General features: G+C 60.6%; 17 protein-coding genes and 1 tRNA gene. 7 read left to right on the top strand and 11 right to left on the bottom strand.

Annotated features, from left to right (window positions below; translation table 11 throughout):
- Nucleotides 1-113 precede the first annotated feature (113 nt).
- A complete protein-coding gene (locus ACP7E6_RS17055; RefSeq protein WP_426230934.1) occupies nt 114-1,970 on the top strand; it encodes a hypothetical protein in 1,857 nt (618 codons plus the stop codon).
- A 92-nt stretch (nt 1,971-2,062) separates the two neighbouring features.
- Here the strand turns inward: ACP7E6_RS17055 and rpsA are convergent, their stop codons facing one another.
- The 3 genes from rpsA to ACP7E6_RS17040 form a co-directional block, all read right to left on the bottom strand.
- Nucleotides 2,063-3,766, bottom strand: coding sequence for a 30S ribosomal protein S1 (gene rpsA / locus ACP7E6_RS17050; protein ID WP_426124856.1), 1,704 nt, complete (start codon nt 3,764-3,766; stop codon nt 2,063-2,065).
- A 152-nt stretch (nt 3,767-3,918) separates the two neighbouring features.
- Nucleotides 3,919-4,569, bottom strand: coding sequence for a (d)CMP kinase (gene cmk, locus ACP7E6_RS17045; RefSeq protein WP_426230933.1), 651 nt, complete (start codon nt 4,567-4,569; stop codon nt 3,919-3,921).
- The gene (locus ACP7E6_RS17040; RefSeq protein WP_426230932.1) at nt 4,566-4,781 is read right to left on the bottom strand and encodes a hypothetical protein; all 216 of its coding nucleotides are present in this window, start codon (nt 4,779-4,781) and stop codon (nt 4,566-4,568) included. Before ACP7E6_RS17040 ends, cmk begins: the two co-directional genes overlap by 4 nt.
- A 155-nt stretch (nt 4,782-4,936) precedes the next feature.
- Between ACP7E6_RS17040 and ACP7E6_RS17035 the strand changes: the two genes are divergently transcribed.
- The 3 genes from ACP7E6_RS17035 to ACP7E6_RS17025 all read left to right on the top strand — a co-directional run bounded on the left by ACP7E6_RS17035 (nt 4,937) and on the right by ACP7E6_RS17025 (nt 6,563).
- Nucleotides 4,937-5,326 carry a TIGR02300 family protein gene (locus tag ACP7E6_RS17035; protein WP_060638155.1) on the top strand — a complete coding sequence of 130 codons (390 nt, stop codon included), beginning with the start codon at nt 4,937-4,939 and terminating at the stop codon, nt 5,324-5,326.
- A gap of 202 nt (nt 5,327-5,528) precedes the next feature.
- Nucleotides 5,529-5,604, top strand: a tRNA-Ala gene (locus ACP7E6_RS17030).
- Nucleotides 5,605-5,783: 179 nt separating this feature from the next.
- Complete coding sequence (locus ACP7E6_RS17025) at nt 5,784-6,563, top strand: SDR family oxidoreductase (protein WP_426230931.1); 780 nt, start codon at nt 5,784-5,786, stop codon at nt 6,561-6,563.
- 62 nt (nt 6,564-6,625) lie between these two features.
- Here the strand turns inward: ACP7E6_RS17025 and ACP7E6_RS17020 are convergent, their stop codons facing one another.
- Complete coding sequence (locus tag ACP7E6_RS17020) at nt 6,626-6,880, bottom strand: DUF6894 family protein (RefSeq protein WP_426124861.1); 255 nt, start codon at nt 6,878-6,880, stop codon at nt 6,626-6,628.
- 149 nt (nt 6,881-7,029) lie between these two features.
- Here ACP7E6_RS17020 and ACP7E6_RS17015 point away from each other — a divergent pair, with 149 nt between their 5' ends.
- Nucleotides 7,030-7,749 (top strand): Crp/Fnr family transcriptional regulator, encoded by a 720-nt coding sequence (locus tag ACP7E6_RS17015; protein WP_426230930.1) that lies wholly within the window; start codon nt 7,030-7,032, stop codon nt 7,747-7,749.
- A gap of 16 nt (nt 7,750-7,765) precedes the next feature.
- Here ACP7E6_RS17015 and ACP7E6_RS17010 read toward each other — a convergent pair whose 3' ends face one another.
- From ACP7E6_RS17010 to tauA, 3 genes are read right to left on the bottom strand one after another with little or no spacing between them, the layout of a single operon-like run.
- Entirely contained in the window at nt 7,766-8,614 is an 849-nt protein-coding gene (locus tag ACP7E6_RS17010; protein ID WP_426230929.1) for an ABC transporter permease subunit, read from the bottom strand.
- The gene (locus tag ACP7E6_RS17005) at nt 8,611-9,408 is read right to left on the bottom strand and encodes a taurine ABC transporter ATP-binding protein (RefSeq protein ID WP_426230928.1); all 798 of its coding nucleotides are present in this window, start codon (nt 9,406-9,408) and stop codon (nt 8,611-8,613) included. The genes ACP7E6_RS17010 and ACP7E6_RS17005 overlap by 4 nt, the downstream gene beginning before the upstream one ends.
- A 56-nt stretch (nt 9,409-9,464) precedes the next feature.
- Entirely contained in the window at nt 9,465-10,475 is a 1,011-nt protein-coding gene (tauA, locus tag ACP7E6_RS17000; RefSeq protein WP_426230927.1) for a taurine ABC transporter substrate-binding protein, read from the bottom strand.
- A gap of 217 nt (nt 10,476-10,692) precedes the next feature.
- On the opposite strand from tauA, the gene ACP7E6_RS16995 reads away from it, so the two are divergent.
- A complete protein-coding gene (locus ACP7E6_RS16995; RefSeq protein WP_426230926.1) occupies nt 10,693-12,060 on the top strand; it encodes an LLM class flavin-dependent oxidoreductase in 1,368 nt (455 codons plus the stop codon).
- Nucleotides 12,061-12,064: 4 nt separating this feature from the next.
- Here ACP7E6_RS16995 and ACP7E6_RS16990 read toward each other — a convergent pair whose 3' ends face one another.
- The 3 genes from ACP7E6_RS16990 to ACP7E6_RS16980 all read right to left on the bottom strand — a co-directional run bounded on the left by ACP7E6_RS16990 (nt 12,065) and on the right by ACP7E6_RS16980 (nt 14,737).
- Nucleotides 12,065-12,718, bottom strand: a complete 654-nt coding sequence (locus tag ACP7E6_RS16990) for a methionine ABC transporter permease (RefSeq protein WP_426230925.1) — start codon at nt 12,716-12,718, stop codon at nt 12,065-12,067.
- Entirely contained in the window at nt 12,699-13,778 is a 1,080-nt protein-coding gene (locus ACP7E6_RS16985; protein ID WP_426230924.1) for a methionine ABC transporter ATP-binding protein, read from the bottom strand. Before ACP7E6_RS16985 ends, ACP7E6_RS16990 begins: the two co-directional genes overlap by 20 nt.
- Nucleotides 13,779-13,903: 125 nt before the next feature.
- The gene (locus ACP7E6_RS16980; RefSeq protein WP_426230923.1) at nt 13,904-14,737 is read right to left on the bottom strand and encodes a MetQ/NlpA family lipoprotein; all 834 of its coding nucleotides are present in this window, start codon (nt 14,735-14,737) and stop codon (nt 13,904-13,906) included.
- A gap of 268 nt (nt 14,738-15,005) precedes the next feature.
- On the opposite strand from ACP7E6_RS16980, the gene ACP7E6_RS16975 reads away from it, so the two are divergent.
- Nucleotides 15,006-15,434, top strand: a complete 429-nt coding sequence (locus tag ACP7E6_RS16975) for an OsmC family protein (protein ID WP_426230922.1) — start codon at nt 15,006-15,008, stop codon at nt 15,432-15,434.
- A gap of 19 nt (nt 15,435-15,453) precedes the next feature.
- Here ACP7E6_RS16975 and ACP7E6_RS16970 read toward each other — a convergent pair whose 3' ends face one another.
- Entirely contained in the window at nt 15,454-16,035 is a 582-nt protein-coding gene (locus tag ACP7E6_RS16970; RefSeq protein ID WP_426230921.1) for a DUF1349 domain-containing protein, read from the bottom strand.
- Nucleotides 16,036-16,090: the final 55 nt, after the last annotated feature.

Here is a 16,090-nt window from a genome sequence, read left to right as displayed (position 1 = left end):
ATGCGCATGAAGCGCCAATATCCCTGACATATGCGTGGCGACGTCCGGTCCTTAGCCGGCATACCGCACAGATTTGACCACGGAGCTTCAACCCGAGCTTGACGGAGATTGCGATGCTGATGCCCATTCTCTCAGTCAAAACGCCCCTCGCAGTGGCACAGGCGGCCGTCGCCGTTGAAGCCGTCTCGCCCCAGGAGCGGACGCTTCCGGTCTCGATTCCGGGGCGAATTTCGGGAATCCAGTCGGAAGCGGTTCTCAAAATCCTGGAGACGCTGAACCGGCATCTGCTCGGAAGCGAGCCCCTGCCGAAGGATGCGCTGATCCGCCTGCTCGATACGCTGGCAAAAATCCTAAAATTTCCGCCACTGCCGCAGGAGACGCTGCGCGATTTCGGCAAGCGGCTGGCCGTCTTTCTCGAAACGCTGCCGCCGGCAGCCCGGGCAGCGCTGGAAAAGCAATTGGGGCAGCACAACCTGGCGATCTCTATCAAGATCCTCGCCGAGGTGCTGAAAATGCCCTCGATCATCGATATGCCCCGACTGCTGGATAGGCCTTTCGTGCCGCCGATGGTGCCGCGTACCGGCGTCGGCCAACCCGATGGCAGGCCGCTGCCAACGCAGACACAACCGCAGGGACAGACACCCGTGCCGGGCCGGCAGGCGCCGATGCCCGCCTCGCAAACGATCATGGCCAGCCCCCCTGTCGTCATTGCCGATCCCGGGATGTTGCAGGCCGCACTGAAAAAGGCTTTCGGTGGCGACGAAACGACGCCCGCCATTTTAGCCTTCGAAGAAAGCCTCAACGAGGATGGTCCGGCAACTACGTTGCGCGCGGAGCAGCCGGCAAAGGCTCCGACGGCACGCGGCAATGACGCAGCACGGGTCAGCGGGCAACCGCAACAGGCCGCGAAGGCAAGTTCCGACACAATCCCGCTGCTGCGCGCCGCTGCGGCCTTTCTCGCTGCCGATCCGGAGGCTCTGTCACTGATCTCCACCATCGCGTCCGGCATGGATGACCATTTGAAGGCAGAGCTGGTGGAGGAGCTGGGGCTCGACCTTGTCGAGCCAAAGGACGCATCCACACAGCCGGAGGATTCTGCCGGGGCGGACAAGACTGGAGCCGACATCGATGGCGGCGATCTCAACACGCTGGAAGCCGAGACAGACACGCGGGCAACTGCGGAAACGTCAACTGTCAAACCGGCCGGCGCCCGCAATCTCACCGAAGTTGACGGCTTCAAGGGGCACGATCTCGGAGAGTGGGAACTGGAGCCCCAAGCACAGGATCAAACGTTCACGGATGCCGAATATGTTCCTTCGCCCTTGGACGACGCGGAGATGGACCGCTCGGAAAGAAGCCTCGCCCAGACGCTGAAGGCCCTGGTCGAAGCCAGCCTACCGCTGCCCGGCGGCGCGGATGCGCCAGAGACGCTGTTTGCCATGCTGGCCGCCGAGACGGCGGATATGGGCGCCGAGATCCTGTTTGCGCAGCTGGAAGCCACCGACAATGCCGAGATACTGCCGGACACATCCCTGCTCACCGGCGATATCGGCGACGGGATGGAGATGGCGGGGATGGAACCGGACACATGGAGCGCAATGCTGGATGGACCTGAGGAAAAAGCGGCCGGCCGCCAGACGCTCCTGCATTCCGCGACGATGGAAGAGAATGCACGCGAAGCCCTGACGCCGCGGCTGCCCGAAGCGGGCATTATCCGCGACGCCATCCCCTTTGCTATGATCCCCTACCTGCCGGCAAAGACGCTAGACGCGCGCGCCATCGAGTTGGAGGACGAGGAGAAACAGGCCTTTGCAGACGAAGAGGACAAAGGCCAGCAAGGCGAAGACGGCGACCACCCGGAAAGCCGGGAAGAGGATGGGCCCACTGCGCAGCAGACCGGTCAGGACGAGCGCGAGAACGACGGCGACGCCGCCTATGATCTCTACCGCCGCATGGGCGGATACGGCTGAGCCCATTCGCGCGCAGATACTACTTGGAACAGGACACGAAAAAGCCCGCGGAAATCGCTTTCCGCGGGCTTCTTTATTCAGACTGCAAAGGCTTATTCGCCGCCGCGGTTCTTCAGGGCTGCGCCCAGGATGTCGCCGAGCGAAGCGCCACTGTCGGACGAACCGAACTGTGCGACGGCTTCCTTCTCTTCAGCGATTTCCAGCGCCTTGATCGACAGCATGACCTTGCGGTCCTTCTTGGAGAAGTTGGTGACGCGGGCGTCGACAACCTGACCAACGGAGAAACGCTCCGGACGCTGTTCGTCGCGGTCACGCGACAGATCGGCACGGCGGATGAACGAGGTGAGGTCTTCGTGGTTGACGAGCTTCACTTCGATGCCACCGTCGTTGACGGCCAGGACTTCGCACGAGACAACGGCGTTCTTGCGCAGATCGCCAGATGTAGCGGCATCGCCGACTGCATCCTTGCCGAGCTGCTTGATGCCGAGCGAGATGCGTTCCTTTTCGACGTCCACATCCAGAACGACGGCCTTGACCATGTCGCCCTTGTTGAACTCTTCGATGACCTGTTCGCCCGGACGGTTCCAGTCGAGGTCGGAGAGATGCACCATGCCGTCAACGTCGCCGTCGAGGCCAATGAACAGGCCGAATTCGGTCTTGTTCTTGACTTCGCCTTCAACTTCCGTACCAGCCGGATGGCTGTGCGCGAATGCCTGCCACGGATTCTCGAGCGTCTGCTTGAGGCCGAGCGAGATGCGGCGCTTGGTCGGGTCGACTTCGAGAACGACAACGTCGACTTCCTGCGTCGTGGACAGGATCTTGCCGGGATGTACGTTCTTCTTGGTCCAGGACATTTCGGAAATGTGGATCAGGCCTTCGATGCCCGGCTCCAGCTCTACGAATGCACCGTAGTCGGTGATGTTGGTGACGGTACCGGAGATCTTCTTGCCGACCGGGTACTTGGCACCGATGCCATCCCAAGGATCCGACTCGAGCTGCTTCATGCCGAGCGAGATGCGGTGGGTTTCCTGGTTGATGCGGATGATCTGAACCTTGACCTGCTGGCCGATGTTCAGGATTTCCGACGGATGGTTGACGCGGCGCCATGCCATGTCGGTGACGTGCAGCAGGCCGTCGATGCCGCCGAGGTCAACGAACGCACCGTAATCGGTGATGTTCTTGACGACGCCGTCAACAACCTGGCCTTCTTCGAGGTTCTGGACGATTTCCGAACGCTGTTCAGCACGCGATTCTTCAAGAACCGTACGGCGCGAAACGACGATGTTGCCGCGGCGCTTGTCCATCTTGAGGATTTCGAAGGGCTGCGGGTTGTGCATCAGCGGAGTGACGTCGCGGATCGGACGAATGTCGACCTGGGAGCGCGGAAGGAAGGCAACGGCACCATCCAGATCGACGGTGAAACCACCCTTGACCTGGTTGAAGATGACGCCTTCGACGCGTTCGCCGGCTTCGAACTTGACTTCGAGACGGATCCAGCTCTCTTCGCGGCGAGCCTTTTCGCGCGACAGAACAGCTTCGCCCATCGCATTTTCGATGCGCTCGACGTAAACTTCGACTTCATCGCCGACCTTCAGCGTGCCGTCCTTGGCCTTCGCGCCGAATTCCTTCAGAGCGATGCGGCCTTCGACCTTGAGGCCGACGTCAACGATTGCGACGTCCTTCTCGATGGCCGTTACAATACCCTTGGTGACGTAGCCTTCGGCAAGATCCTGCGTAGCAAAGGATTCCTGCAGCAACGCGGCAAAATCGTCGCGGGTGGGGTTAGCTTGAGACATGAATACTCCTGATGTGCCTTCATGGGGCACAGGCGCCGGGGGTTAGCGTTGACAGGTCCAAAAACCATCCGCTCCAATCATGAAGGAGCAAATCCGGCGCGGGGATGGTGGTTCGGACTATTTCGTCGCAGGCTTGACCGGAAAATCGTGGTTCAATTTTCCGAACCTGCTGAATGCTTCAATGCGGCATCGACAAACGTCTTCGCCGTTAAGAATGCGGCCTCTATACTCATTTCGGACGTATCTAGCAAGTGCGCATCCGCAGCCGGACGCAGCGGGCTGTCGGCGCGTCCCATGTCGCGTTCGTCACGTTTGACGATATCGGCCAGGATCTCCAGGAAATCGGCCGGAACGCCGTTACCGACGATCTCGTCGAACCGTCGCCGCGCCCGCACTTCGGCCGAGGCGGTCACATAGAGTTTCACGGGCGCATCCGGGCAGACGACGGTACCGATATCGCGGCCATCGAGCACCGTGCCGGGTTCCCTCAGCGAAAAGGCGCGCTGCGTCTCGACAAGCGCCTGGCGCACCAGCGGCATGACGGCGATCTTGGAGGCCGCTTCGCCGATCGAATGGGCGGAGAGGACGCTGCGGTCGAGCCCTGCAAGCTCGATGTCGCGGGCCATCTGCTCGGCGATCCTCTCGTCGTCCAGCGGCAGTCCGGCATCCAGCAGCGCCTTGGCCGTGGCGCGGTAGGTCAGCCCGGTATCGAGATGATGGAAACCGTACTCCTCAGCGATCCGGCGCGACAATGTCCCCTTGCCCGCAGCCGCAGGTCCGTCGATGGCGATGATGAAAGTCATTGTGCTACCTGAAAGTGGATATGATCGTCGTGGCGTGCCGCGCCCTGGAATCTCACAGTACCGTTGTCCGCGGCAAGCGTTTTTGCGAAATCCACCTCCGGTCCTAGCCAGACCATCCACCCACTTCGGCGGTAGATAAAAAACTCAACGCGCGTGGAACCCCCTATCCGCGACTTTGCATGCTGCGTAACACCAAGTTGCAGAATGGTCATCCTCTCTTCCAAAGAAAAGCGCAGCGGACGCTTGCACAAGTTAATCTTTGACAGACGGGGCCAAGACGATTATGGGGACCGGCTAATTCATTTCACCTTCAACGCCGGTATTCCGGCAGATGCCGGTAATTCCGGCCATTCAAGAGGCTTTGACCGTGGCAAAAGCGGAACTTGGAACAAAACGCGTCGATCCGGAAACGGGCCGTAAATTCTACGACCTGAACAAGGACCCGATCGTTTCTCCCTATACCGGAAAATCCTATCCGCTCTCCTTCTTCGAGGAAACATCCGTTGCCAAGGTAATGGAAAAGGCTGCAGAAGAAGACGAGGTTCAGGAAGTCGATACCGAGAACCCTGAAGTCGAACTGGTCTCGCTCGAGGATGCCGACAGCGAAGCAGCCGGCGGCGACGACATTCCGGATTTGGGCGATGACGACGTCGAAATCGAAGGCGATGACGACGATACGTTCCTGGAAGCAGACGAAGACGACGAGGACGGCCTGTCCGACCTGATCGGCGTCTCGGACGACGACGACGAGGTCTAAACCTCACAGAATTCAAACAATTGCGTCCGCACGGGTTTTTCAACCCTCATGCGGACGCAAGGCTCCGGGCGCACACAATAAAAACGTCGTCCTTTGTCTTTTTCGGCTTGCCATCTTCAAAAAGCAGAAGTATGAAGCCGCCAACCGACCGGACAAACAGTTCGGACGGCCTTCCCGGAACCGGCTTTGCCGGACCCAAAATGGGGCTATAGCTCAGCTGGGAGAGCGCTTGCATGGCATGCAAGAGGTCAGCGGTTCGATCCCGCTTAGCTCCACCAAATCTTTTCCTGATCCACTGTTGAGTACCGCAAAGTGTTTGATCTGCATCGACCGCGTCTTGCTGCGTCAACCTGTTACCCACAACACTCAACCGCCCGTTCCCTGATCTTTTCCGTTGACTGCAAGCCATCCTCGCGCTCCAACCGTCGCTACAAAAAAGCGGCAGCAGGAGCACACCATGGATCTCGGGATCAACAGCAAGCGGGCACTCGTGCTCGGCGGCAGCAAGGGGCTGGGGCGCGGGATTGCCGAAGCGCTGGCGGCAGAGGGAGCGATTGTTGCCCTGACGGGGCGGGATCAGGCCAAGTCGGCGTTGAGTGCGGCGGAGATCGGTGATTCGGTCCGCGGATTTGCGCTTGATCTTGAAGACCCCGATGCCATTGACCCATTCCTCGACCGGCTTGCGGCCGATTTCGGTGATATCGATATCCTCGTGCTGAACGGAGGCGGGCCGCCGCCGAGCCTGGCTTCGGAGATCGATCCGGCGTTCTGGCGCGCGCAATTCGATACAATGGTGCTGGCCGGCATGCGCATCACCAACCGGTTGCTGCCATCGATGCGCCAGAACGGCTGGGGGCGGATCATGGCCGTGGCTTCCACCAGCATTCGCGAGCCGATCGCAGGCCTCACCGCCTCCAACGCGCTGCGCAGCGCCGTTGCCGGCTGGCTGAAGACGCTTGCGGGGGAAGTGGCGGCCCAAGGCGTTACCGTCAACATGCTTCTGCCTGGCCGGCTGGCGACGGACAGAACGCTGAGCTTCGACAAAATGGATGCCGAGAGTGAAGGGTTGAGCATCGAGACGGTTGCGGCGCGCAGCCAGTCAGACATTCCGGTCGGCCGCTATGGTACGCCAGCCGAGTTCGGGGCGGTTGCAGCGTTCCTGGCCAGCCGTCAGGCAGGCTACATTACCGGTATTGCTCTGCCAATCGACGGGGGCCTCAGCCGGGCAATGCTGTAGCTGGATTCATTGCTCCGGCTCGCCAGCGGTCCGGTCCACGGACGGCCGGCGAGCCGATGCTGCTATTCGGTTGGTTCGGCCTCGAACCATGAATTGCTGAAGGTCAGATTGGCCATGGAAACAGCTCTGCCTTTGTCATCGCGAACCACAACGGATACTGCGCCGTTTGGCTGCTCGCCAATCTCATCCTGGACGACATCCAGCAGGATCCGGCTGACTTCCCGGGTCACGCTTTCGCGTGTTGAGAGCTCCAACCCGTCTTCGTCGCGCGTTGCGCCGTCGCCGTTGTGCAGATCGAAAAAGTATCGGCTCATCATCTTTGCATCCGTTGAACGATCAGGAATTCGCCGGAATGAAAATAGTTCCTGAAATCAACAGGATTCGTCATTCATATGTCAATGTTAAATGAGCCCCGGCCGTTTGTGGGATAGGTGGAGAGCCCATCCCTCACACGGCATGCCGCAAATTGATCGATTCCCTTCTTCTCAATCTCCAAAGCCATGATGTGGTGTTGCCGCATGAGGTGGCACTGCTCAGGAACCTGATTTGGCGCGACCGGCGCTTCAAGGTCGACGAGGAGATCGTGGTCGAGGGATCGCGGCCAGGCTACAGCACGCTGCTGATCGACGGCTTTGCGGCGCGTTACAAGTTCCTGGCCGACGGCACGCGCCAGATCACCGCCCTGCACATTGCCGGCGATTTCGTCGATCTGCACGCATTTCTGCTCAAGACCATGGACCATGGCATCGTGGCCATGTCGCAATGCCATGTGGCCTTCGTCGAGCACGGCGACCTCAAGGCCATCACCGAATCACAACCGCATCTCAGCCGCCTGCTCTGGCTCGACACGCTGATCGATGGCGCCATCCACCGCGAGTGGATCGTGGCGATGGGGCGGCGCTCGAAAAAGTCGCATCTCGCCCATCTGGTCTGCGAATTGTTCATGCGGCTGCAGGTGGTCGGGCGCACGACCGGCTACAGCTTTCATTTTCCACTGACGCAGGTGGAACTTGCCGATGTTCTCGGCATATCGCTGGTGCACCTCAACAAGACCCTGCAGATCCTGCGCAAGGCGGAGTTGCTGACCTGGATCGGCCAGATGATCACCATTCTCGACTGGCCACGCCTGCAGGAGCTGGCGCAGTTCGACCCGACCTATCTCAGCCAGACGGTCGAGCCGCGATAGGCCTGAATCCCTTCCCCTAACGATGCGCGGCCCAGGGCACGAACCAGCGCTCCAGCAGGCGCGCCAGGATTTCGAACAGGAACGCGATCGCGGCAATGACGATGATGCCGGCAATGACGATGTCGGTGACGAGGAATTGCGCGGCAGACTGGATCATGAAGCCGAGACCGCGGCTTGCCGCCACCAATTCGGCTGCCACCAGCGTCGACCAGCCTGCGCCGAGCGCGATGCGGGTTCCGGTTAGGATCGACGGGATGGTGCTGGGCAGGATCACCTGCAGGAGGATTTGTAGCCTGGTCGCGCCGAACGATCTGGCCGCATTGATGAAATCGGCAGGCGCCGATTTGACCCCTGCGGCGGTCGATAGGATGATCGGTGGCAGCATGGCGAGCGAGATGACGGTGATCTTCGAGGCTTCGCCGATGCCGATCCAGATGATGATCAGCGGCAGATAGGCCAGCGGCGGCAGCGGCCGCAGGAATTCGACGATCGGATCGAGAATGCCCTTGCCGACACGGCTGGTGCCGATGGCAAGACCGGCTGGAATACCGATGACGATGGCGGCGGCAAGGGCTGCAAAGATGCGCAGCAGGCTGGCCAGCGTGTGCTCGGCAAGCGTCGAATCGACGAAACCATTGACCGCGACGGAATAGATCGCCTTCAGGACGATCAGGGGCGACGGCAGGAAGAGCGGCGACACGAAGCCATAGGCCGAGGCAAGGCTCCAAGCGGCAATGATGACAGCGATGGTTGCTAATGAGACCGGCAAGGTCCCTAAGCTGCGCCTGGGCTTTTGCGCTTCGATCACGGCATCAGCAGGCACAGTCGGGGTGACGGGTACAATGGCGCCGATATTGATCGTCATGCCGCTTCCTCCCCGCTATCCGCATGAATGAGGCCGTTCAGGCCATCGTGAAGACGCCGGTATTCCGGCGTATCCTTGATATCCTGCAGTGATTTTCCGCTGAGCAACTGCCTGCCGAAACTTGCCGGGATATCGGCGATGATACGGCCGGGATTGGGCGCCAGCACGATGACGCGGGTGGCGAGCAGCATGGCCTCCTCGATACTGTGGGTGATCAAGAGCGCTCCGGTCTTGCTGTCTGACCAGACCTTGAGCAGGAATTGCTGCAGGCGGGTGCGGGTCAGCGCATCGAGCGCGCCGAGCGGCTCGTCGAGCAGCAGGAAGCGGGGCTCGGAGGCCAGCGCACGGGCGATGCCGACGCGCTGGCGCATGCCGCCTGACAGTTCCCAGATATTCTTGGCACCGGCATTTTCCAGGCCGACCTTGGCGAGCAACTCATCGGCCCGCAGCCGGCGCTCGCCCTTGGCGATTCCCTTGAGCTTCAGCGGAAAGGCGACATTGTCGCGGGCGTTCAGCCAGGGATAGAGCGCATCGTCCTGAAAGACGACCGCACGATCGGCGGCCGGCCCGGTAATATCCATGCCATCCACAGAGACGCGGCCGGACGTGGGTTTGAGGAACCCTGCGGCAAGGTTGAGAAGGCTGGTCTTGCCGGAACCGGAGCGGCCGATGACCGCAACGAATTCATCCGAGGCAAGATGCAGCGTCACGCCATCCAGCACCAGCCGCGTTTGACGGCTGTCGCGCTCGGCCGGAAACGCCAGGGATACGGATTGCAGCGACAGGACGCTCATGATCACACCGATGGTTTGTGGCGCTGGAATCCCTGATGGATTCCAGCGCCTGTTTTTTAAAGACCAGCCTTGGCGGCTTCGACGACCCAGCGCGACGAGACGTAGGGCGCATAGTCCGGAAGAACCGCCGGGATCTTGCCCTGTTCAAGCAAGAAGGCCGAGGTTTCCGCCACGGCCTTTGCCGTACCGCCGCCGAGCAGATCGGCACCGGCCTGCTCCTTGAGAGATGGGAAATGATAACCCTTCAGAAGAGCCGGAACTTCCTCGACCTTGGCGCCGGTGAGCTTGGCGATTTTTTCCGCTTCCGGCGATGCGGCATTCCAGCTGTCCGGATTGGCAAGGTACGATGCGTAGGCCTTGCCGGTCACCTGGACGAAGCCGGTCACGATTTCCGGATGTTCCTCTGCGAACTTCTTGCTGACGATCCAGGCATCGAAGGTCGGACCGCCCCATGAAGCGACATCCGCCGACGTGGCAAGCACGCTGCCGGTTTTTTTCAGCTCCGACAGGACCGGATCCCAGACGTAGGCGCCGTCGATATCGCCGCGTTCCCAGGCGGCTGCGATTTCCGGCGGCCGCAGGTTGAGGATTTCGACCGATTTCGGATCGACCTTCCAGTGCTTCAGCGCCGTCAGCAGGCTGTAATGGGCAGTGGAAACGAAAGGCGTGGCGATCTTCTTGCCGGCAAGACCTTCGGGCTTGTCGATGCCCTTGACGGCCAGCGCTTCGGCTTCCGAGATCAGGCCGACAACGAAGATCGTCTCGATCGGAATTTCGCGGCTGGCGGCAGCAGCCAGCGGCGAGGAGCCGACATAGCCGATATCGAGCGAGCCGGAAGCGATCGCGGTGATCACATCGGCACCGCTGTCGAATTTCTGCCAGTTGATCTTGGCGCCGGTGACCTTTTCATAGGTCCCGTCGGCCTGCGGGACGCGCGACGGCTCGACGATCGGCTGGTAGCCGATATTGACGTTGACGTCGGCGGCGTATGAAAAATTGCTCTGCGTTGCAAAGGCGAGAACGGCCAAGGTGGCGGTTCCCAAAAGGCAGCGTCGGTTGATTGTCATGTCCCTCTCCCGGCAATGGTTCAATGGCATTCCGCGCCGAAGGCTCCGGTGGAATGATGTTTAATCATTGTAAAATTCATAGAATTTATAGAGATAAAAAATTCCCGATTTCGCGATCCTTTCGTAATGCGAATCTAAATTAACGAAGGACTTGGGTCTTTTCGCCGGAATGGTACTAAACAGAGAAAAACACGACCGAAAGACAGGGGATGGCCGGATGAAAACGATGCAGATCTACGCCTTCGACATGAACTGCGTCGGACACATCAACCATGGTCTGTGGACACATCCGCGCGATCAGTCGGTGCGCTATACCGATCTCGACTACTGGACGGATCTGGCTATCACCGCCGAACGCGGCAAACTGGACGGGCTGTTCCTGGCGGATATCGTCGGGGTCTATGACGTCTACAAAAGCAACCCGGCACCGACGATCGAGACCGGCGCGCAGATCCCGGTCAACGATCCGCTGATCCCGATTTCAGCCATGGCGCATGTCACCAAACATCTAGGCTTCGGCGTTACGGTCAACACAACCTACGAACCGCCATTTCTTTTGGCGCGGCGCATGTCGACGCTGGACCACCTGACCAAGGGGCGGATCGGCTGGAATATCGTCACCGGCTATCTCGACAGCGCTGCCCGCAGTATGGGTATGGAGCGGCAGCCGGACCATGACGCCCGCTACGACGCGGCGGAAGAGTATCTCGAGGTGCTCTACAAGCTCTGGGAAGGCAGCTGGGACGACGATGCGGTGCTGCGCGACAAGACAGGCCGGATATTTGCCGATCCCTCCCGGGTGCGGGCTGTCAGGCATGACGGGCGTTACCACAAGATGGAGGGCATCCATCTCAGCGAGCCCTCGCCACAGCGCACGCCGCTTTTGTTTCAGGCCGGCGCTTCGGCTCGGGGGCAGGATTTTGCCGGCAAACATGCGGAATGCGTGTTCATCGCCAGCGCCGCGCCGCAAGCTGCCAAGCCCATCGTTGAAGGCTTGCGCCGGAAGGCCGAGGAATTCGGACGGGGCCGCGCTGCCTTGCGCATCCTCAATCTGTTGACCGTCGTTGTCGGGCGGACGGAAAAGGAAGCGCAGGACAAGCTGGAGGACTATCGCCGCCACGCCAGCATCGAAGCGTCACTGGCACATTATTCAAGCTCCATCGGCATTGATCTATCCAAATATGGGCTGGATGAACCGATCGAACAATTGACCACCAATGCCAACCAGTCGGCACTGGCGGCAATAACCAAACAGGCGGCAAAGCCGGTGACGGTGCGGCAGATCACCGGGCAGATGCTGCTGGGAAGCCGGATGAAGCCGGTAGTCGGCTCGCCGGAGCAGATTGCCGACCATTTGCAGATGTGGATCGAGGAGGCCGGCATCGACGGCTTCAACCTCGCCCGCACGGTCGCACCGGAGAGCCTTGCAGATTTCGTCGATCTTGTCGTGCCGGTTCTGCAGGAACGCGGTCTGTTCAAGGCCGATTATGCTGAGGGTCCGCTGCGGCAGAAACTGTTCGGCGGCGGAAACGGAAGGCTGACCGCCTCCCATCCCGCCGCCGCATTCAGGCATACAAGAGATTAGCCGGCTATTTATGATCCAGTCTGGCGACGAGGCGGTCGCCAAGCCACTGGATGCCGCAGACCAGAATGATCAGTACGATAACCACGGCAATCATCACCGTGGTCTCGAACCGCTGGTAACCGTAGCGGATGGCGAGATCGCCGAGGCCACCGGCCCCGATGGCACCTGCCATGGCGGAAGCTCCGACCAGAGTCACCAGTGTGACTGTAAAACCGGAGATGATGCCCGGCAGCGCTTCCGGCACCAGCACTTCGCGGATGATCGTCCAGCGATTGCCGCCCATGGCGCGCACCGCATCGATCAGGCCACGATCGACCTCACGCAGCGACACTTCGGCAATACGGGCGTAATAGGGCGTGGCGGCAATCGCCAGCGGCACAATGGCCGCCCAGGTGCCAAGCGCCGTTCCGACGATGAGCCGCGTCAGCGGGATCAGCGCGACGAGCAGGATGATGAAGGGCACGGAGCGGAAGCCGTTGACGATGGCGCCGAGCAGGCTGTTCAACCAGGGCTTTTCGGCAATGCCGCCACGGGCGGTGGCAACCAGCGCCAGACCGAGCGGTAAGCCGGCGACCAGCGAGATGAGGCCGGAGGCACCGGTCATCAGGATGGTTTCCCACAGAGAGCGGAAAAGCAGTTCAAGCATGATTGGTGTCATAACCAAGCACCTCCACCCGCGCACCGCGAGCTTTTAGAAAATTCTGAACCTGTTCGGGCAGTGCAGCGTCGCTTGCGGGAACGGCAATGAAGAACCGCGCCACCGGCTGGTCCTGAATATGATCGATACCGCCGTGAACGAGGCGGAAGGATTGCGGCAGCGCCTGCGACAGATCGGCAAACAGCGCGCCCTGGGCGGCTGGGCCTGCCATGTCGATGCTGAGGATCTGCTCGGCACCACCAACCGGCGACAGCCGCGCGGCAATAGTGTCCGGCAGTTGCGGGCGGATGCCGCTGAGCAGGCTCTGCGTGATCGGCGCCTGCGGATCGGCGAACACCGACCAGACCTGGCCCTCTTCGACGATACGCCCGGCATCGATGACGGCGACGCGGTCGGCGACGCTGCGCACCACTTCCATCTCGTGGGTGATCAAAAGGATGGTCAGGCCGAGCTTGCGGTTGATGTCCTTCAGCAGAGCCAGGATCGAGCGGGTGGTTTCCGGGTCGAGCGCCGAGGTGGCTTCGTCGGACAGAAGTAATGCAGGCCTTGCGGCGAGTGCGCGGGCGATGCCGACGCGTTGCTTCTGGCCGCCGGAGAGCGATGACGGATAGGCTTTCGCCTTGTCGGAAAGCCCGACGAGATCCAGAAGTTCGGCAGCACGCCTCAGGCGCTCGGCCTTGCCGAGGCCTTCGATCTTCAGCGGCAAGACGACGTTTTCCTCCACGGTCTTTGCCGACAGAAGATTGAAATGCTGAAAGATCATGCCGATGCGGCGGCGCAGTGGCTGCAGATCCTTTTCGCTCAGGCCGGTGATGTTGCGGCCCTCGATATGGATTTCGCCGCTATCGGCCTGTTCCAGCCCGTTCAGGCACCGGATCAGCGTCGACTTGCCGGCACCGCTGCGGCCGATAATGCCGAGGATTTCGCCCTTGCGCACCGTCAGCGACACGCCGTCCAGAGCAGGCGTCGTGCCGAAGCGCCGCTTGACGTCCGTCAGCCGGACGACCTCATCGGCCAGCGGCGGTACCGCGATCGCAGACGCGGAAACAACAGAATTCATGCCTTGTCCTTCGTTGGGTTTTCGGCGTTTGGTTTCGGGCGTCTCTATAACGCCCAAGGCGGCCCTGGCAAATGAATGCCAGAGCCGCCCGGTTTTGAAGTCGTTCGACGGACCGCCGATAGTGATCAATAGGCGCTGATGCCGGTGCCCTTGTAGACCTTGTCGAATTCGGCCTTGACGGCGTCGTTCTGGTAGGCGGAGACCAGTGTCTTCACCCAGGCTTCGTTCTCGCTGCCCTGCTTGACGGCGATGAAGTTGCGGTAGGGATTGTTGTCGACCGGCTCCTGGGCGATGCGGTCTTCTGCCGACAGACCGCTCTTCAGCGCCCAATCGGTGTTGACGACGGCGGCATCGAGATCTTCGATCGCGCGGCCGACGACGCCGGCGTCGAGTTCCTTGATTTCGACCTTCTTCGGATTTTCAACGATATCGGCGATCGTCGCCAGGATCCCGGTGCCATCCTTGAGCTTGATGATGCCTTCGTTCTGCAGCACGCGCAGGGCACGGCCTTCGTTCGACGGATCGTTCGGCACGCCAATCACAGCACCTTCCGGCAGTTCCGCGATGGTCTTGAACTTCTTGGTGTAGAGGCCGATCGGCCAGACGCCGGTATAGCCGACATTGACGATGTGGTAGCCGTGCTGCTGGATCTGGTTGTCGAGATAAGGCTGGTGCTGGAAGGCGTTTGCATCGACTTCGCCGCGCTCAAGCGCCTCGTTCGGCTGGGTGTAATCGTTGAAAACGATGGTTTCGATGGTCAGGCCCTGCTTTGCAGCTTCTGCGGTGACAACGCGCCAGACATCCTCGTCCTCACCGCTGATGATGCCGACCTTGATCGACTTGTCTTCGGCAAAGCTTGCCGACGGCGCGGCAAAACCAGCGATCGCAGCGGCGGAAACGGCAAGAGCGGTCAGGGCCGCGCGGCGCGAGAGAGTGTGAAGAAACGTCTTTTTGGTCATTGTCAGTCCCGTCCTGTCAAATGAGGCGAGCGCCCCGGTGTGGGATGGTTATCGCAAAATAGGATGCACTGGGCGAAGCACGAACGCCTCTTATCAGGTGATGGCCGGGAAAACTCTTGCGGATGTCCGGCTATTTATGGACACAAATTTCCATAAAATCCGTAGACTAATTATTCCGGCAGGTTTTATTGGTCGCAGAAGCCAAAAATGCTTCCAACACAGGAAAATTGCATATCAAATGAGCAGCGCGTGACTTTGGGAGAGCAGAATGGCGGAATTAACGACAAAAACCAGGCCGACGGGCGCAACCGCTGTTCTCGCCCGGCACGGCTTTCCGCAGGTGACATCCGCGACCGGCGGCGAAATCCAGATCGTCACCGGTCCGTCGCAGCCAGGCTTCAACCCGATCGACCTTTTATATGCATCGCTGTCGGCCTGCCTGACGATGAGCGCCCGGATCGCTGCAAACCAGATGGGCCTGCTCGACCAGCTGACCGAAATCCGTGCCGACGTGACCGGCGAAAAATCCACCGAGGGCCTGTCGCGGGTGGTGAAGTTCAATGTCGTGCTGACGATCCGGGGAGACATTCACGCGGAAGCGCGGCATGCGATTGCGCAAGCCGCCGAGGAGGAAATCTGCACGGTCAGCAATACGCTTCGCGGCGGTGCGGATTTTTCAATGACCGTTCACGATTAAAGCGACCGCGACTTAGTCGTTATCCCACATCATGAAGAACGCGGCTGATCGGCGCGCCGACGTCGATATCGCTGAACGTCGCCTCAAACCCACCGCGCTCCGGCGAGCATGCCGTGATCCCGAATTGAGCATCCTCGGCTGAGAACGGGCAAAGCCGCGCCATCTGCCATGGCGCATGCTCGGCAAACCGGAATTGAACGCGCACGGCAGCGTCATGGCGCGTCAGCCGCACGAAAAGCGGCGCGGACGGCGAAAGACCGGGCAGCGGGATCACCGACCAGTCCGACACGCCGCGCGTGACGACCACGCTGAAATGCATCAGCCCATCGGTATATTCTATGCCGCACTTGATCCAGTTGCGCTCGTCCAGCCGCAGCATCAGTCCGGCCTGGTCATAGAGAGTTTCGTAGACGCCGGTGATCGTCGCAGAGCCGGTAAAATCGCCGGAGACCGGACGCAGATAGGCATGACCGCTATCACGATGGAAGCCGTAGAAAGTGTCCTGCCAAAAATCAGTTTTCGCATCGGTTTTCAGCGAAAGCCCGCTGGCGTCTTCGTGCCAGACGGCCGGTTCGTTATGCCAGCGAAATGCCTCGGCCATGTTTGCTTCCCTCGTCACTGGTGTCGTGGCGGCAATCTATCCATCGGCGACCAGC

It is taken from the genome of Pararhizobium sp. DWP3-4 (assembly GCF_049898205.1).
Taxonomy (GTDB): domain Bacteria; phylum Pseudomonadota; class Alphaproteobacteria; order Rhizobiales; family Rhizobiaceae; genus Pararhizobium.
Note: the sequence above shows the minus strand (reverse complement) of the source record. Positions and strands in the feature narration are given on the sequence as shown.

Excerpts from the sequence above, each read along its gene's own strand:
- ACP7E6_RS16975 (WP_426230922.1), top strand. The coding sequence starts at position 15,006 with ATGGCGGAATTAACGACAAAAACCAGGCCGACGGGCGCAACCGCTGTT.
- ACP7E6_RS16970 (WP_426230921.1), bottom strand. The coding sequence starts at position 16,035 with ATGGCCGAGGCATTTCGCTGGCATAACGAACCGGCCGTCTGGCACGAA.
- rpsA (WP_426124856.1), bottom strand. The coding sequence starts at position 3,766 with ATGTCTCAAGCTAACCCCACCCGCGACGATTTTGCCGCGTTGCTGCAG.
- ACP7E6_RS16985 (WP_426230924.1), bottom strand. The coding sequence starts at position 13,778 with ATGAATTCTGTTGTTTCCGCGTCTGCGATCGCGGTACCGCCGCTGGCC.
- ACP7E6_RS17005 (WP_426230928.1), bottom strand. The coding sequence starts at position 9,408 with ATGAGCGTCCTGTCGCTGCAATCCGTATCCCTGGCGTTTCCGGCCGAG.
- ACP7E6_RS16990 (WP_426230925.1), bottom strand. The coding sequence starts at position 12,718 with ATGACACCAATCATGCTTGAACTGCTTTTCCGCTCTCTGTGGGAAACC.
- ACP7E6_RS16980 (WP_426230923.1), bottom strand. The coding sequence starts at position 14,737 with ATGACCAAAAAGACGTTTCTTCACACTCTCTCGCGCCGCGCGGCCCTG.
- ACP7E6_RS17010 (WP_426230929.1), bottom strand. The coding sequence starts at position 8,614 with ATGACGATCAATATCGGCGCCATTGTACCCGTCACCCCGACTGTGCCT.
- cmk (WP_426230933.1), bottom strand. The coding sequence starts at position 4,569 with ATGACTTTCATCATCGCCATCGACGGACCTGCGGCTGCGGGCAAGGGG.
- ACP7E6_RS16995 (WP_426230926.1), top strand. The coding sequence starts at position 10,693 with ATGAAAACGATGCAGATCTACGCCTTCGACATGAACTGCGTCGGACAC.
- ACP7E6_RS17055 (WP_426230934.1), top strand. The coding sequence starts at position 114 with ATGCTGATGCCCATTCTCTCAGTCAAAACGCCCCTCGCAGTGGCACAG.
- ACP7E6_RS17040 (WP_426230932.1), bottom strand. The coding sequence starts at position 4,781 with ATGACCATTCTGCAACTTGGTGTTACGCAGCATGCAAAGTCGCGGATA.
- ACP7E6_RS17025 (WP_426230931.1), top strand. The coding sequence starts at position 5,784 with ATGGATCTCGGGATCAACAGCAAGCGGGCACTCGTGCTCGGCGGCAGC.
- tauA (WP_426230927.1), bottom strand. The coding sequence starts at position 10,475 with ATGACAATCAACCGACGCTGCCTTTTGGGAACCGCCACCTTGGCCGTT.
- ACP7E6_RS17020 (WP_426124861.1), bottom strand. The coding sequence starts at position 6,880 with ATGATGAGCCGATACTTTTTCGATCTGCACAACGGCGACGGCGCAACG.